General features: G+C 64.4%; 11 protein-coding genes. 5 read left to right on the forward strand and 6 right to left on the reverse strand.

The genetic code is table 11. From position 1 onward, the window contains the following. Positions 1-5: 5 nt before the first annotated feature. The 4 genes from ACMGG8_RS11040 to ACMGG8_RS11055 form a co-directional block, all read right to left on the reverse strand. The gene (locus ACMGG8_RS11040; RefSeq protein ID WP_060840757.1) at positions 6-1,328 is read right to left on the reverse strand and encodes an MFS transporter; all 1,323 of its coding nucleotides are present in this window, start codon (positions 1,326-1,328) and stop codon (positions 6-8) included. Positions 1,329-1,571: 243 nt separating this feature from the next. Continuing rightward, positions 1,572-2,906: a sigma-54-dependent transcriptional regulator gene (locus tag ACMGG8_RS11045; RefSeq protein ID WP_060840756.1), complete on the reverse strand. Its 1,335-nt coding sequence runs from the start codon at positions 2,904-2,906 to the stop codon at positions 1,572-1,574. Next, a complete protein-coding gene (locus tag ACMGG8_RS11050; protein ID WP_414159580.1) occupies positions 2,900-4,666 on the reverse strand; it encodes an ATP-binding protein in 1,767 nt (588 codons plus the stop codon). Before ACMGG8_RS11050 ends, ACMGG8_RS11045 begins: the two co-directional genes overlap by 7 nt. A gap of 152 nt (positions 4,667-4,818) precedes the next feature. Continuing rightward, entirely contained in the window at positions 4,819-6,342 is a 1,524-nt protein-coding gene (locus ACMGG8_RS11055) for a fumarate hydratase (protein ID WP_060840754.1), read from the reverse strand. A gap of 337 nt (positions 6,343-6,679) precedes the next feature. Between ACMGG8_RS11055 and ACMGG8_RS11060 the strand changes: the two genes are divergently transcribed. From ACMGG8_RS11060 to ACMGG8_RS11070, 3 genes are read left to right on the forward strand one after another with little or no spacing between them, the layout of a single operon-like run. Then, positions 6,680-7,786 carry a sensor domain-containing diguanylate cyclase gene (locus ACMGG8_RS11060; protein WP_060844453.1) on the forward strand — a complete coding sequence of 369 codons (1,107 nt, stop codon included), beginning with the start codon at positions 6,680-6,682 and terminating at the stop codon, positions 7,784-7,786. Next, positions 7,779-8,717: an iron-sulfur-binding ferredoxin reductase gene (locus ACMGG8_RS11065; protein ID WP_060844452.1), complete on the forward strand. Its 939-nt coding sequence runs from the start codon at positions 7,779-7,781 to the stop codon at positions 8,715-8,717. Before ACMGG8_RS11060 ends, ACMGG8_RS11065 begins: the two co-directional genes overlap by 8 nt. Before the next feature lie 28 nt (positions 8,718-8,745). Then, positions 8,746-9,495, forward strand: coding sequence for an enoyl-CoA hydratase-related protein (locus ACMGG8_RS11070; protein WP_414159581.1), 750 nt, complete (start codon positions 8,746-8,748; stop codon positions 9,493-9,495). Between the two features lie 82 nt (positions 9,496-9,577). On the opposite strand, the gene pyk is transcribed toward ACMGG8_RS11070, so the two are convergent. Next, a complete protein-coding gene (gene pyk, locus ACMGG8_RS11075; protein WP_016963242.1) occupies positions 9,578-11,029 on the reverse strand; it encodes a pyruvate kinase in 1,452 nt (483 codons plus the stop codon). Positions 11,030-11,186: 157 nt separating this feature from the next. Between pyk and ACMGG8_RS11080 the strand changes: the two genes are divergently transcribed. Together ACMGG8_RS11080 and ACMGG8_RS11085 are read left to right on the forward strand one after the other, a co-directional pair. Continuing rightward, positions 11,187-11,561 (forward strand): hypothetical protein, encoded by a 375-nt coding sequence (locus ACMGG8_RS11080; RefSeq protein WP_060840750.1) that lies wholly within the window; start codon positions 11,187-11,189, stop codon positions 11,559-11,561. A gap of 218 nt (positions 11,562-11,779) precedes the next feature. Continuing rightward, complete coding sequence (locus ACMGG8_RS11085) at positions 11,780-12,139, forward strand: PilZ domain-containing protein (protein WP_060840749.1); 360 nt, start codon at positions 11,780-11,782, stop codon at positions 12,137-12,139. A gap of 15 nt (positions 12,140-12,154) precedes the next feature. Here the strand turns inward: ACMGG8_RS11085 and ACMGG8_RS11090 are convergent, their stop codons facing one another. Next, positions 12,155-13,486 carry a DUF58 domain-containing protein gene (locus ACMGG8_RS11090; protein ID WP_060844450.1) on the reverse strand — a complete coding sequence of 444 codons (1,332 nt, stop codon included), beginning with the start codon at positions 13,484-13,486 and terminating at the stop codon, positions 12,155-12,157.

A 13,486-nucleotide genomic window follows, 5' to 3' on the forward strand; every position in this document is an offset into this window, starting at 1 on the left:
GGTTTTCAGTCGGTCTCGATCCGCGAATGCTTGCGGGTGTCCTTCATGGTCGCGTAGACCAGCAGCGAACAGGCAATACAGGCGGTGACGTACCAGTAGTAGCCGGTTTCCATGCCGATGCTCTTGAACCACAGGGCGATGTATTCCGCGGTGCCGCCGAAGATCGACACGGTCAGTGCGTAGGGCAGGCCCACGCCCAGGGCGCGGATTTCCGTGGGGAACAGCTCGGCCTTGACCACTGCGTTGATCGAGGTATAGCCGCTGACGATGATCAGCGCCGCCATGATCAGGAAGAACGCGCCCCACCAGGTCTGGATGGTGTGCAGGGTGGTGAGGATCGGCACGGTGAACAGCGTGCCGAGGATGCCGAAGGCAATCAGGATCGGCCGCCGGCCGACCTTGTCCGAGAGGGCACCGATTACCGGCTGCAGGCACATGAACAGGAACAGGGTGGCGGCAGAAATGGTGGTGGAGTCGGAAATGCTCATGCCGACGGTGTTCACCAGGTATTTCTGCATGTAGGTGGTGTAGGTGTAGAAGGCCAGGGTGCCGCCCATGGTCAGGCCGACCACGGTCAGCAGTTCCTTGGGATGACGCATCAGGGTGCGCATCAGGCTTTCTTTGGGCTTCTCTTTCTTCTTGGTGAAGGACTCGGTTTCTTCCATGCCGCGACGCAGGTAGAGCGCCACCACCGCACACAGGGCGCCGATGCCGAACGGAATCCGCCAGCCCCAGGATTGCAGCTCCTCGGTGGTGAGGATGTTCTGCAGCACGATCAGTACCCCCAGGGCGATGAGCTGGCCGGAGATCAGGGTCACGTACTGGAAGCTGGAGAAGAAGCCGCGACGATCCTTGGTCGCCATCTCGCTGAGGTAGGTGGCCGAGGTGCCGTATTCACCGCCCACCGACAGGCCCTGCATCAGGCGCGCCAGCACCAGCAGGATCGGGGCGCCGACGCCGATGGTTTCGTAACCCGGGGTCAGGGCGATGATCAGCGAGCCGAAGCACATCAGCAGCACCGAAGCCATCAAGGCGGCCTTGCGGCCCTTGCGGTCGGCGTACAGGCCCATCAGCCAGCCACCGATCGGGCGCATCAGGAAGCCCACGGCGAAGATCGCGGCGGTGTTCAGCAGTTGCGCGGTGGTGTCGCCCTTGGGGAAGAAGACCTTGGCGAAGTACAGCGAGAAGGCGGCGTAGACGTACCAGTCGTACCACTCGACCATGTTGCCCACGGAACCGCTGAAGATCGACTTCAGGCGGCTGGCGGTGGTCTTTTCGGTGGCGGATGCGGCCGCCGACCCGGCAGGCAGGGTATTAGAGATATCCATGACGGATCCTTCTATTCATTGTTTTTGTGGAGCGCGCGCAAGCGCAGCCTGCTGGGGCTATAGCAGGACCTGTGCCAGGGCCGGGAAGCCCGGAATACAAGGGTTTGGCGCAAATGATGAGCGGAAATCCGCCGATTGGCGGCGATCTCATGAGCGGAAATCTGCCAGGGAGGCAGGGGCAAGCTTTAAGCTGCAAGCCGCAAGCTTGGCGTTTGGCTTGCCGCTTCTGCTGCCGTTGTCGCTTCAGCTGTCCTTGAGGAACATTTCCCGGGTCAGGCCGTGCCGCTGCATTTTTTCATTCAGGGTCCGGCGTGGCAGTTGCAGTTCGTTGAGCACGGCCTTGATCTCGCCCTTGTGGCGGGTCAGGGCGGCGCGCAGGCATTGGGCTTCGAAGGCTTCCTGCTGCGCGGCCAGGGATGGGCCGGTTTCAAGCACTTCGGCCTCCGGCTCCCCGAGGCCCAGTACCTGACGCTCGGCGGCGTTGGCCAGTTCGCGCACGTTGCCCGGCCAGTCGTGACTGAGCAGGCGGCTCAACTGGGCGCCACTCAAGGGCGCGACGCTGCGTCCCAGGCGCTCGGCGGCGGCCCGGGCGAAGTGCTCGTAGAGCTGTGGAATGTCTTCGCGGCGCTCGCGCAGGGGCGGCAGGCGCAGTTCGGCCACGGTCAGGCGATAGGCCAAGTCTTCGCGGAATCGTCCGGCCCGCGCTTCCTCCAGCAGGTCCGGTTTGGTGGCGGCGATCACCCGCAGGTCGACCTTGATGCTCTGGTTGGCCCCCAGGCGTTCCAGTTTCTGTTCCTGCAACACCCGCAGCAGCTTGACCTGCTGGGCCAGGGGCATGCTCTCGATCTCGTCGAGAAACAGCGTGCCGCCATCGGCGTATTCCAGCTTGCCGATGCGTCGGCCCTGGGCGCCGGTGAACGCCCCGCTTTCATGGCCGAACAGTTCGGCCTCGAACAGCTGTTCGGGGATCGCTGCGCAGTTCAGGGCCACGAAGGGTTTGCCGGCCCGGGGGCCGAAGTCGTGCAGGCAGCGGGCAACCAGCTCCTTGCCGCTGCCGGTTTCGCCACGGATCAGCACATTGACTGGCAGCGCGGCCAGGTCCAGCACCTGGCGGCGCAGGGTCTGCAGGGCGCGGGACGCCCCGAGCAAGGTGGCATCGAGCTTGGCCCGGCTGTCGGCCTGGTGATGCAGGTGGCGGTTCTCCAGGACCAGGCGCCGCTTGTCCAGGGCCCGGCGCAGGCTGCTGAGCAGGGTATCGGGGCTGAAGGGTTTTTCCAGGAAGTCATAGGCGCCGTCGCGCATGGCCTCGACCGCCATGGGCACATCACCGTGGCCGGTGAGCAGGATGATCGGCAGATCCGGGTCCAGGCGCTGGACCTGGGCCAGCAGCTCCAGGCCACTGATACCGGGCATGCGCACGTCGCTGAGGATCACCCCGGGAAAGTTCTGCGGCAATTGCGCCAGGCAGTCTTCGCCACGGCTGAACAGCTGGACGCTGAACCCCGAGAGGCTCAGCCACTGTTCGACGGCGGTGCGGATACTGGCCTCGTCATCCACCACGATCACCGAGTTCAGCATTGGATATGGGCCTCCAGGTCGATGGGCAGGCTCAGGGTGAACACTGCGCCCTGATCGCGATTGGCGGCGCTCAAGCGTCCTCCCAGTTCATGGACGATGGCGTAGGACACCGCCAGACCCAGGCCCAGGCCGTCGCCCACCGGCTTGGTGGTGAAGAACGGGTCGAACACGCTCAGCAGGTGTTCTTCGGCGATCCCGCCGCCGCTGTCGGCGACCCGCAGTTGCCACAGCTGGTCCTCGGCTTCGAGGCTGATCTGCAGGTGTTTTTCGGGCTTGTTCTGCATGGCATCGAGGGCGTTGCGCAGCAGGTTGATCAGCACCTGCTCCAGGCGGATGGCATCGCCGCGAACCCAGGCCGGGCGGGTCAGGTGCAGCTCGACCTGGATGTTGTCGGCACGCAGCCGGGTTTCCAGCAGCTGCAGCGACTGGTCCACCACCGCGGCCAGATCCAGGCGTTCGCGCAGGCCGCTGGGGCTCTTGCGGGCAAAGGTCTTGAGATGACTGGTGAGGGCGGCCATGCGCGTCAGCATGTCGTCCAGGGGCCGCAGGGCCTTGTAGGCCTCATCCACCCGACCGTGATCCAGCAGCAGCCGCAGGGTGGCGAGCTGCATGCGCTGGGCGGTCAGTGGCTGGTTGATTTCATGGGCCAGGGCCGCGGACATCTGCCCCAGGGCGGCCAGCTTGGCCGATTGCACCAGGCCTTCCTGGGCGGTGCGCAGGTCCCGGGTGCGTTCTTCCACCAGTTGTTCCAGCTCCTGGCGATTGCGCTGGCGGATTTTCCCCAGGCGCCAGCGCTGGCTGAGGAACAGCAACAGGAACACCAGGGTCAGCCAGGCGCCGGCGGCGGCGAGGCCGGCGTTGCGGCTTTCCTCGAAGGCGCTCGCCGGCTTGCGCAGCAGGTGCAGGGTCCAGCCTTCGGCGCTCAGCGGCAGGGATTCCCACAGGTAATTGGCAATGCCGTGGGGGCCGTCGACCCGGACCAGGCTGCTGTTGGCGTCAAACCGTTGCAGGGCCGTGTGTTGCAGCGGGGTCAGGGGTTGCTTGTCGTACTGGCGGGTCAGCCTGATGTCCGCCAGATCGCTTTCGGACAGCGGCTGTAACTGCCGATAGCGCCAGCCGGGCTGGTTGGCGATAAAGATGATGCCTCGCGAGTCGCTGACCAGGAGGGTGTCATTGCCCTGGCTCCATTCATGCTCCAGCTCGGGAAACTCCAGCTTGACCACCATGGCCCCGAGGAAGTCATCGTTGTCGGCCTTGACCGCGCTGGAGAGGAAATACCCGGGAATCCCGCTGGTCACGCCCACCGCGTAGAAACGTCCGCTGCCCTGGCTGCGGGTCTGCTTGAAGTAGGGGCGGAAACCGTAGTTGTGGCCCACATAGCTGCTGGGCAACTGCCAGTTGCTGGCGGCCACGGCCAGGCCTTCATGGTTGAGCAGCTCAAGGGTCGAGGAGCGGGCGGCGCCGTTGATCTTTTCCAGCTTGCGGTTCAGTGCATCCTGGGTCTGTGCCGTGACCGGGCCCTGCAGCGCCGCACGCAATTCCGGGTCCAGGGCCAGCACCGCCGGCAGCGCGCGATAGCGCTCGATCAGGGTGTGCAGGGAGTTGGCGTAGAGTCCCAGCTGCTCGTTGGAGCGAGCCGCCTCTTCCACCAGTGCCAGGCGCTCGGCGTGGCGCATGGCCAGGCCGGCGCTGATTACGGTACCGGCGAGAATCACCAGGATGTAGAACGTCAAGCGTAGAGGGCGAGAGATCTGGGCCATGAGTCGGGGCAGGCTGCAATGGGGGCGGGAACGATAGCATGAGCGCCGGAGGTAACGTTGATCGCCGACAGTGTCGCGCAAGGGCGCGGCATAAAAAAGCGGCGGGCCGTTGTCTCAACAGCGCCGCCGCTTTGGCCAGACGAAAGAAGGGCTTACTGCACTTCTACCGCCAGGCTGTCACTGATCTTTTTCTGCCAGATGGCGGGACCGGTGATGTGGACCGACTCGCCTTTGCTGTCCACGGCGACAGTCACCGGCATGTCCTTGACCTCGAACTCGTAGATCGCTTCCATGCCCAGTTCGGCAAAGGCCAGGACCTTGGACTTCTTGATCGCCTGGGCCACCAGGTAGGCGGCGCCGCCGACGGCCATCAGGTACACGGCCTTGCTGTCTTTGATCGCGTCGATGGCGGTCGGGCCGCGCTCGGACTTGCCGATCATGCCCAGCAGGCCGGTCTGCTCGAGGATCTGCCGGGTGAACTTGTCCATCCGCGTGGCGGTGGTCGGACCGGCCGGGCCCACCACTTCGTCGCCTACCGGATCAACCGGGCCAACGTAGTAGATGAAGCGACCCTTGAGGTCCACCGGCAGGGTTTCGCCCTTGTTCAGCATCTCGACCATGCGCTTGTGCGCAGCGTCGCGGCCGGTGAGCATCTTGCCGTTGAGCAGCACGGTTTCGCCCGGTTTCCAGCTTTGTACTTCTTCCGGGGTCAGGGTGTCGAGGTTGACCCGACGCGCCGACGGACCGGCTTCCCAGACGATTTCCGGGTAGGCGTCCAGAGGTGGCGCTTCCAGTGCGGCCGGGCCCGAGCCGTCGAGCACGAAGTGCGCGTGGCGGGTGGCGGCGCAGTTGGGGATCATGCACACCGGCAGGGAGGCGGCGTGGGTCGGGTAGTCCATGATCTTCACGTCGAGCACGGTGGTCAGGCCGCCCAGGCCCTGGGCGCCGATGCCCAGCTGGTTGACCTTCTCGAACAGCTCCAGGCGCATTTCTTCGATGCGGTTGGACGGGCCGCGAGCCTTGAGCTCGTGGATGTCGATGGACTCCATCAACACTTCCTTGGCCATCACCGCGGCTTTCTCGGCGGTGCCGCCGATGCCGATGCCCAGCATGCCCGGTGGGCACCAGCCGGCGCCCATGGTCGGAACGGTCTTGAGCACCCAGTCGACGATCGAGTCGGACGGGTTGAGCATGGCCATCTTCGACTTGTTCTCGGAGCCGCCGCCCTTGGCCGCCACGTCCACTTCCACGGTGTTGCCCGGGACGATGGAGTAGTGGATGACCGCCGGGGTGTTGTCCTTGGTGTTTTTCCGGGCACCTGCCGGGTCGGCGAGGATGGAGGCGCGCAGGACGTTTTCCGGCAGGTTGTAGGCGCGACGCACGCCTTCGTTGATCATGTCGTCCAGGCTCATGGTGGCGCCGTCCCAGCGCACGTCCATGCCCACGCGAACGAACACGGTGACGATGCCGGTGTCCTGGCAGATCGGCCGGTGGCCGGTGGCGCACATGCGCGAGTTGATCAGGATCTGCGCCATGGAATCACGGGCGGCCGGCGATTCTTCGCGCAGGTAGGCCTCGTGCATCGCCTGGATGAAGTCCACGGGGTGGTAGTAGGAAATGAACTGCAGGGCGTCGGCAACGCTCTGAATCAGGTCGTCTTGCTTGATCACGGTCATGAGTCGCGCTCCTCTAAAAGACGGGAACATTTAATAAGGTGGCTGCAGCGGGGTACATCGGTCGGTTGCAGGCACCTTCTAAGGCACGCCGGACAGACAACTGGCGCGACGCTAAAAAGGCGCGGCAGTATACCGCGCCTGGGGGCCTGGCACACCCGCCAGCCGGGCAAACGAAAGTCGCCTATCGGATGGGCACCGTTCTTGCGTGGATCGGCGGCGAAAGCGCGGAACACGGCTTAAAATTTGGATAGTCATTTGCAGGGCGCAGCACTAAAGTGGCAACTGGCCTGCAGGGTAGGACACTCTTTAAGCCTCCTTTCTCACGGTGAATCGACGATTGACCCATAAAGCCATCCAGAGCTTGTTGTTCAAGCGCTTCAGCATTGCCGCTGGCACGTACGGACTGATCCTGCTGCTGTTCTGGCTGGCCGTTCTTACGGGGCACTATCGCGCCTCCATCAGCAGTGCACTGTTGGGCAGCGCCTTGGTGGTGGCCAGCCAGGGGGTGCTGTACTGGGTCTTCACCAGTGGGCGCAACCTGCGCTTTGCCGACCCCAGCCTGACCGAGGTCCAGGTGGTGTTGGGCATTGCCTGGCAGACCTGGCTGATTGCCCATCTGGATCAGGCCCGCGGCGCCTTCCTGGTGTTCTATATCCTGCCGCTGCTGTTCGGCCTGTTTCACTTGTCCCGGCGTGCCTACCTGCGCTGCGCGGCGCTGATCTTCTTCTGCTTTGCCGGGGTCAACCTGTGGGACGGTTTTCGTTTTGTCCTCGAGGACCCGCAACTGGCGGCGCTGCAAGTCTGTGTGTTGCTGGTGATGCTGGTGTGGATGTGCCTGTACGCCGCCTATGTGCAGGCTTCGCGCTCGCGCATGCGGCAGCGGCGTTTTGCCTTGCAGGCCCACCAGGACACGCTGCGGGGAATGATGCGGCAACTGGAGGATCTGGTGGCCACCGACGAACTCACCGGCCTGTTCAACCGCCGGCACTTCCTGCGCAATGCCAGTCGTGAACTGCAGGCCATGGGCCAGGAGCAGGTGCATGGGTTGGCACTGATCGATCTGGATCATTTCAAGCGCATCAACGATCTGCATGGTCACGCGGCGGGGGATCAGGTGTTGCAGGCCTTCGCCGGAGTGGCCAGCGCCTGCCTGCGGGACGGCGATGTACTGGCGCGCTACGGCGGTGAGGAGTTCGTGGTCCTGCTGCCCGAGTGTGATGCCGAGCGCCTGACCTCCTGCTGTGAACGCCTGCGCCTGGCCTTCATGGAGGTGCAGCTGGTGGGCCTGAATGTGCGTGACCTGAGTCTGTCCGCGGGGATGACCCTGCTGCAGGCCGGCGATGACCTGGACGTCGCTCTGCAGCGGGCCGACCAGGCGCTGTACCGGGCCAAGCGCGATGGCCGCAATCGTTGCTCGGCCGCCTGGGAAAACCTCGATGCCTGAATTGACCGTCGGTAGCCGGCGCTGGTCGGTGGCGCCGGCCAGCAATCTGCTGGATGCCTTGAATCAGGCCGGGGTGGCGGTGCCCTACAGTTGCCGCGCCGGCAGTTGTCACGCCTGTCTGGTGCACTGTGTCCAGGGCCTGCCCAGCGACAGTCGGCCGGATGCCCTGAGCGATGAGCAGCGCCGTCGCGGCTGGCGCCTGGCCTGTCAGTGCCAGGTGGTGGAGGATCTGCAGGTCGAGACGTTCAATCCGCAGCGCGATGGCCAGCCGGCCAGGGTGATCGGGCTGGACTGGCTGTCTTCCTCGGTCCTGCGCTTGCGCCTGCAACCTGAACGGCCGTTGCGTTATCGCGCCGGCCAGCACCTGGTGCTGTGGACGGCCACTCAGGTGGCCCGGCCATACTCCCTGGCCAGCCTGCCGGAAGAAGACCGCTTCCTGGAGTTTCACCTGGACTGTCGGCACCCGGGGCAATTCAGCGATGCGGCGCGCCAGTTGCAGGTGGGCGATACCCTCTCTCTGGGCGAGTTGCGCGGTGGTGCCTTGCACTACGACCCCGACTGGCAGCAACGGCCCCTTTGGCTGCTGGCGGCGGGCACCGGGCTGGCGCCGTTGTTTGGCGTTCTGCGCGAGGCCTTGCGGCAGGATCACCAAGGCCCTATCCGTCTCATTCACCTGGCCCATGACAGTTCCGAACATTACCTGGCCAAACCCTTGGCTGCGCTGGCGGCGAACCGCCCGCAACTGAGTGTCGAGCTGTGGCAGGGGGCCGAGCTGACGGCGGCCTTGGCGCAACTGCGGCTTGTTTCCCGGCAAACCCTGGCCTTACTCTGCGGGCACCCCGACAGTGTCGAAGCCTTTGCCCGGCGCCTGTACCTGGCGGGGCTGCCGCGCAATCAACTGCTGGCCGATGTGTTCCTGCCCCGTGGTTGAGCGCTGACTTTTCCAAAGCGAGATCTCCATGACCGATGCCATCGAGCTGCACCGCGAAGGTGGGCTGCTGACCCTGCGCCTGAACCGCCCCGACAAGAAAAACGCCCTGACCCGTGCCATGTACGGTCGCCTGGCCCAGGCCCTGGCCGAGGCGGACGCCGATCCGCAAATCAATGCCGTGCTGATCTGCGGCAGCAGCGAATGCTTTACCGCCGGCAACGACATCGCCGACTTCCTGGAGCAGCCCCCCAAGGACCTCGAAAGCCCGGTCTTCCACTTCATGCGCAACCTGCTCGATTGCCGCAAGCCGGTGGTGGCTGCGGTCGCGGGGGCGGCGGTGGGCATTGGCACCACCTTGCTGCTGCATTGCGATCTGGTCTACGTCAGTCGTGATGCGCGCTTGCGCATGCCGTTCGTCAACCTTGGGCTGTGTCCGGAATTCGGTTCGAGCCTGATCCTGCCGCGCCTGCTGGGGCGGGCCAAGGCCGCTGAGTTGCTGCTCCTCGGCGAAGGCTTCAGTGGCGAACAGGCCGCTGCCTGGGGCATTGCCACTGCGGCTTTGGGGGATGGCGCAGCGACCTTGGCCAAGGCCCGGGAAGCGGCCTTGCGTTTCAGTCAGCTGGCGCCCGACGCAGTGCAGATCAGCAAGCGCCTGATGCAGGCGCCGGACCGTGAGCTGTTGCGCCAGGTCATCGAGCAGGAGGGGATGGAATTCACCCGGCGCCTGCAGTCGCCGGAAGCGATTGCCGCGCTGTCCGGGTTTCTCGCCAAGGGTTGAGGGCGGCGATATCTGTTCCCGGCGGACATGAAAAAGCCCCGGCGTTTTCGGCGCCGGGGCTTTTCGTGCAGCGGGTCGGTACTCAGACCATCGGGTCGCCAACGTGCAGGATCTTCATGCCGTTGGTGCCACCGGTGGTGTGGTAGCTGTCGCCCTTGGTGAGGATCACCCAGTCGCCTTTCTCCACGACGCCGCGCTTGAGCAGCTCATCGATCGCGGCCTGGCTGACCTGCTCGGGCGGCAGGGAGGCCGGGTCGAACGGGATGGTGTAGACGCCACGGAACATTGCCGCGCGAGCCTGGGTTTCGCGGTGCGGGGAGTAGGCATAGATCGGCACCGAGGAGCGGATGCGCGACATGATCAGCGGGGTGTAGCCACTTTCGGTCAGGGCGATGATCGCCTTGACGCCAGGGAAGTGGTTGGCGGTGTACATGGCGGCCAGGGCGATGCTCTGGTCGCAGCTTTCGAACACCTTGCCCATGCGGTGGCTGGAGGTCTTGCTGGTGGGGTGCTTTTCCGCCCCGACACAGATCCGCGCCATGGCCTGCACCGCTTCCAGCGGGTAGGCGCCGGCGGCGCTTTCCGCCGAGAGCATGACCGCGTCGGTGTAGTCGAGCACGGCGTTGGCCACGTCGGACACTTCGGCACGGGTCGGCATCGGGTTCTGGATCATCGACTCCATCATCTGGGTCGCCACGATCACCGCCTTGTTGTGGCGACGGGCGTGCAGAATGATTTTCTTCTGGATGCCCACCAGCTCGGCATCGCCGATTTCCACGCCCAGGTCGCCACGGGCCACCATCACCGCGTCGCTGGCATTGATCAGGCCGTCGAGGGTTTCGTCGTCGGCCACGGCTTCGGCGCGTTCGATCTTCGCCACCAGCCAGGCAGTGCCACCGGATTCGTCACGCAGCTTGCGCGCGTATTCCATATCGGCGGCGTCGCGAGGGAAGGACACGGCCAGGTAGTCGACCTGCATTTCGGCCGCCAGCTTGATGTCGGCCTTGTCCTTTTCGGTCAGGGCCGGAGCGGTCAGGCCGCCGCCACGACGGTTGATGCCTTTGTGGTCGGACAGCGGGCCGCCCACGGTCACCACGCAATGCAGCTCGGTGGCGGTGGCGGTTTCCACGCGCATCACCACGCGGCCATCGTCCAGCAGCAGTTCGTCATTGACGCCGCAGTCCTTGACCAGGTCCGGGTAGTCGATGCCGACGATGTCCTGGTTGCCTTCGGTCAACGGATGCACGGTGGAGAAGGTGAACTTGTCACCGATCTTCAGTTCGATACGCTTGTTGGCGAATTTGGCGATACGGATTTTCGGGCCTTGCAGGTCACCGAGGATGGCCACGAAGCGGCCGTGCTTGGCTGCCAGGTCGCGGACCAGTTGGGCGCGAGCCTTGTGCTCGTCCGGCGTGCCGTGGGAGAAGTTCAGGCGGGCGACATCCAGGCCTGCAAGAATCAACTGTTCGAGAACTTCCGGCGAGTTACTGGCCGGGCCAAGGGTGGCAACGATTTTGGTACGACGAACGGACATGCACGGACTCCTGAGTTCAAGCGCAACGAGAGGCTACTATGCTCCGAAGTTGTAGTCATTGTTCGTTTGCACTACTTATTGCTTTGTTTGTTTACCGCAACAACCTTGAAGATTTTTGCCGATGAGTCGATACACTGCACAAGACAGGAGATACCCCATGCGATTCGTACTCATTGCTATCTTGGCCGTCAGTGTTGTCGGCTGCACCCGCTGGTCCATGAACCATCATTTGAATAACGCCTATCGCGCTTATGACCGTGGCAACTGCGAGAGCGTGATGCTCGAGTTGAGCCAGGTCGACCGTGACAGTCGTGCGCGGCGCTATATCCAGCCGGAAGTGTCGATGCTGCGCGGGCAATGCCTGGAGCGGCAGAAGTTGTTCGTCGATGCGGCGCAGACTTATCAGTTCATCATTACCCAGTACCCCAGCAGCGAGTACGCCTACCGTGCCCGTGCACGCCTGGACACCTTGCAGCAACTGGGTCACTACCCGGCAAACGGTGCGGCGCAAGTTCGTCGTACTGCGTTGTAAGTCACAGCGCCGCGGGGCAGTGTAATTGCCCCTCGCGCTTGAGCTAACATTTGTACAGGTTGTTCGAACACTGCCCGGTTCCTGCCTGGGCAGTGGCGTTGAAATCCTCCAGACGATTTTCCTCGCACCTCGAATCCGGGCGAACGAGCTGCTCTTGCAGGTCCGTTCCGATGCACTAGTGCGGTCATGCTTAATGGCCTTTCATAGCGATACCCAGCATGTTCACTGAACCGCGGATCGAGCGGCATCAACTGCCGTCCTACTTGAGAGTCTTCAATCGGTTTACCGACAAGCCGGTCGGTTTCCTGGGCAATATCTCCGCAGACGGGCTGATGCTGATCAGCCCGTTGCCGATGCTGATCGGCGCCGCGTTCGAGTTGCGGGTCAAAGTTCCCGGCGGTGATGGACAACTGCAGTTCATCGACTTCAGCGCCTGGTGCCTGTGGTGTCACGAGGACCTGACCCCGCACCAGTACGACAGCGGTTTCAGCCTGCTGCGAGCGAGCGACGACTTCGCCGAGCTGGAGCATGCCCTGCGGCATTACTTCAGCTTTCATCCCTTGCAGACGTCGGCCTGACAGGCACGATTGCCGTTACAGGCTGCCGGCTTTCTTCCAGCCCAGATAACGGCTGACCAGTTCCGCGCCAAGCTCTCCCGGGCGTGCATCGAGCAGGGCGATGCCGTGGGCGCTCAGCCGTTCGTGAAGTTCGGCGCGGCCGTTCAGGTAGTTCACCGCCGAGCTGTAGAGCAGCGCTTCGGGCAAGGTCTGCACCGGGTTCTGGCGCAACTGGTCGAGCACTTCCTCGCGCAGGCTGGCCACCAGCACCCGATGCTGGCGCCCGATGCGCTTGACCGCGGTCAGCAGTTCCTCATCGTCTTCGTCCCGCAGATTGGTGACCAGCACCACCAGGGCCCGGCGCTTCTGCCGGGCCAGCAGTTCACTGGCGGCGGCCTGGTAGTCGGCGGGACGCTGGCTGGTGTGCAGATCGTAGACGCCGTTGAGCAGCACGTTCAGATGGGCCTGGCCCTTGATCGGCGCCACGTAGCGCGAGCGCTCCCCGGCGAAGGCGTAGAGCCCCACGGCATCTCCCTGGCGCAGGGCCACGTAACTGAGCAGCAGGCTGGCGTTGAGGGCATGGTCGAAATGCGCCAGTTCGTCGTCCTGGCTGCGCATGCGGCGTCCGCAGTCGAGCATGAAAATGATCTGCTGGTCGCGCTCGTCCTGATACTCCCGGGCGATGGGCGTGCGTTGGCGGGCGGTGGCTTTCCAGTCAATCTGCCGCAGGCTGTCGCCCTCGCGAAACTCCCGCAGCTGATTGAACTCCAGGCCCAGGCCCCGACGCTGCAACTGGCGCACCCCGAGCTGGCTGAGCCAGTTGTCCACCGCCAGCAACTGCGCACCGTACAGGCGGGCGAAGTCCGGATAGACCCGGGTGCTGCCGTGCACCTTGAGCAAACGCCTGGCGCTCCACAGGCCCAGAGGGCTGGGCAGCGCCACCTCACACTGGTCGAAGTCGAAATGCCCCCGTTGCAGCGGCCGCACGCTGTAGCCGACCTTGCTGGCCTGGCCGGGCTCCAGGTTGACGGACTGTGGCAGATGCTCGAAGCCCAGGCCCTGAGGCGGATGATCGAACAGTTGCACGCACAGCGCCTGCCCGTAGGGATGGCGGATCTCCAGCTGCACTTCGCTCCAGCGCCCCAGGGGCAGGCTGCCGGGCAACTGGCGCCGGACCTCGGGCGAGGCCATGCGCGACAGGCGCAGGGCATCGAGCAGGGCCAGCAGCAACAGGGCCAGCAACAGGCCCCAGGCGATCGAGTCCAGGCGCGGCATGGCCTGGATGCCCAGGGCGCGCATGGCGCCCAGGAGCAGGTCCAGGCCGGCCAGAGTGCCCAGCCAGATGAGCAGCAGACGAGTCGGTTTCAT

The organism is Pseudomonas sp. BNK-45 (genome assembly GCF_047456255.1).
In the GTDB taxonomy this organism is placed as follows: domain Bacteria; phylum Pseudomonadota; class Gammaproteobacteria; order Pseudomonadales; family Pseudomonadaceae; genus Aquipseudomonas.

Bases quoted from the DNA above. Each gene is read 5' to 3' on its own strand.
- pyk (WP_016963242.1), bottom strand. From the start codon at position 11,029: ATGTCCGTTCGTCGTACCAAAATCGTTGCCACCCTTGGCCCGGCCAGT.
- ACMGG8_RS11085 (WP_060840749.1), top strand. From the start codon at position 11,780: ATGTTCACTGAACCGCGGATCGAGCGGCATCAACTGCCGTCCTACTTG.
- ACMGG8_RS11080 (WP_060840750.1), top strand. From the start codon at position 11,187: ATGCGATTCGTACTCATTGCTATCTTGGCCGTCAGTGTTGTCGGCTGC.
- ACMGG8_RS11070 (WP_414159581.1), top strand. From the start codon at position 8,746: ATGACCGATGCCATCGAGCTGCACCGCGAAGGTGGGCTGCTGACCCTG.
- ACMGG8_RS11065 (WP_060844452.1), top strand. From the start codon at position 7,779: ATGCCTGAATTGACCGTCGGTAGCCGGCGCTGGTCGGTGGCGCCGGCC.
- ACMGG8_RS11050 (WP_414159580.1), bottom strand. From the start codon at position 4,666: ATGGCCCAGATCTCTCGCCCTCTACGCTTGACGTTCTACATCCTGGTG.
- ACMGG8_RS11045 (WP_060840756.1), bottom strand. From the start codon at position 2,906: ATGCTGAACTCGGTGATCGTGGTGGATGACGAGGCCAGTATCCGCACC.
- ACMGG8_RS11090 (WP_060844450.1), bottom strand. From the start codon at position 13,486: ATGAAACCGACTCGTCTGCTGCTCATCTGGCTGGGCACTCTGGCCGGC.
- ACMGG8_RS11040 (WP_060840757.1), bottom strand. From the start codon at position 1,328: ATGGATATCTCTAATACCCTGCCTGCCGGGTCGGCGGCCGCATCCGCC.
- ACMGG8_RS11055 (WP_060840754.1), bottom strand. From the start codon at position 6,342: ATGACCGTGATCAAGCAAGACGACCTGATTCAGAGCGTTGCCGACGCC.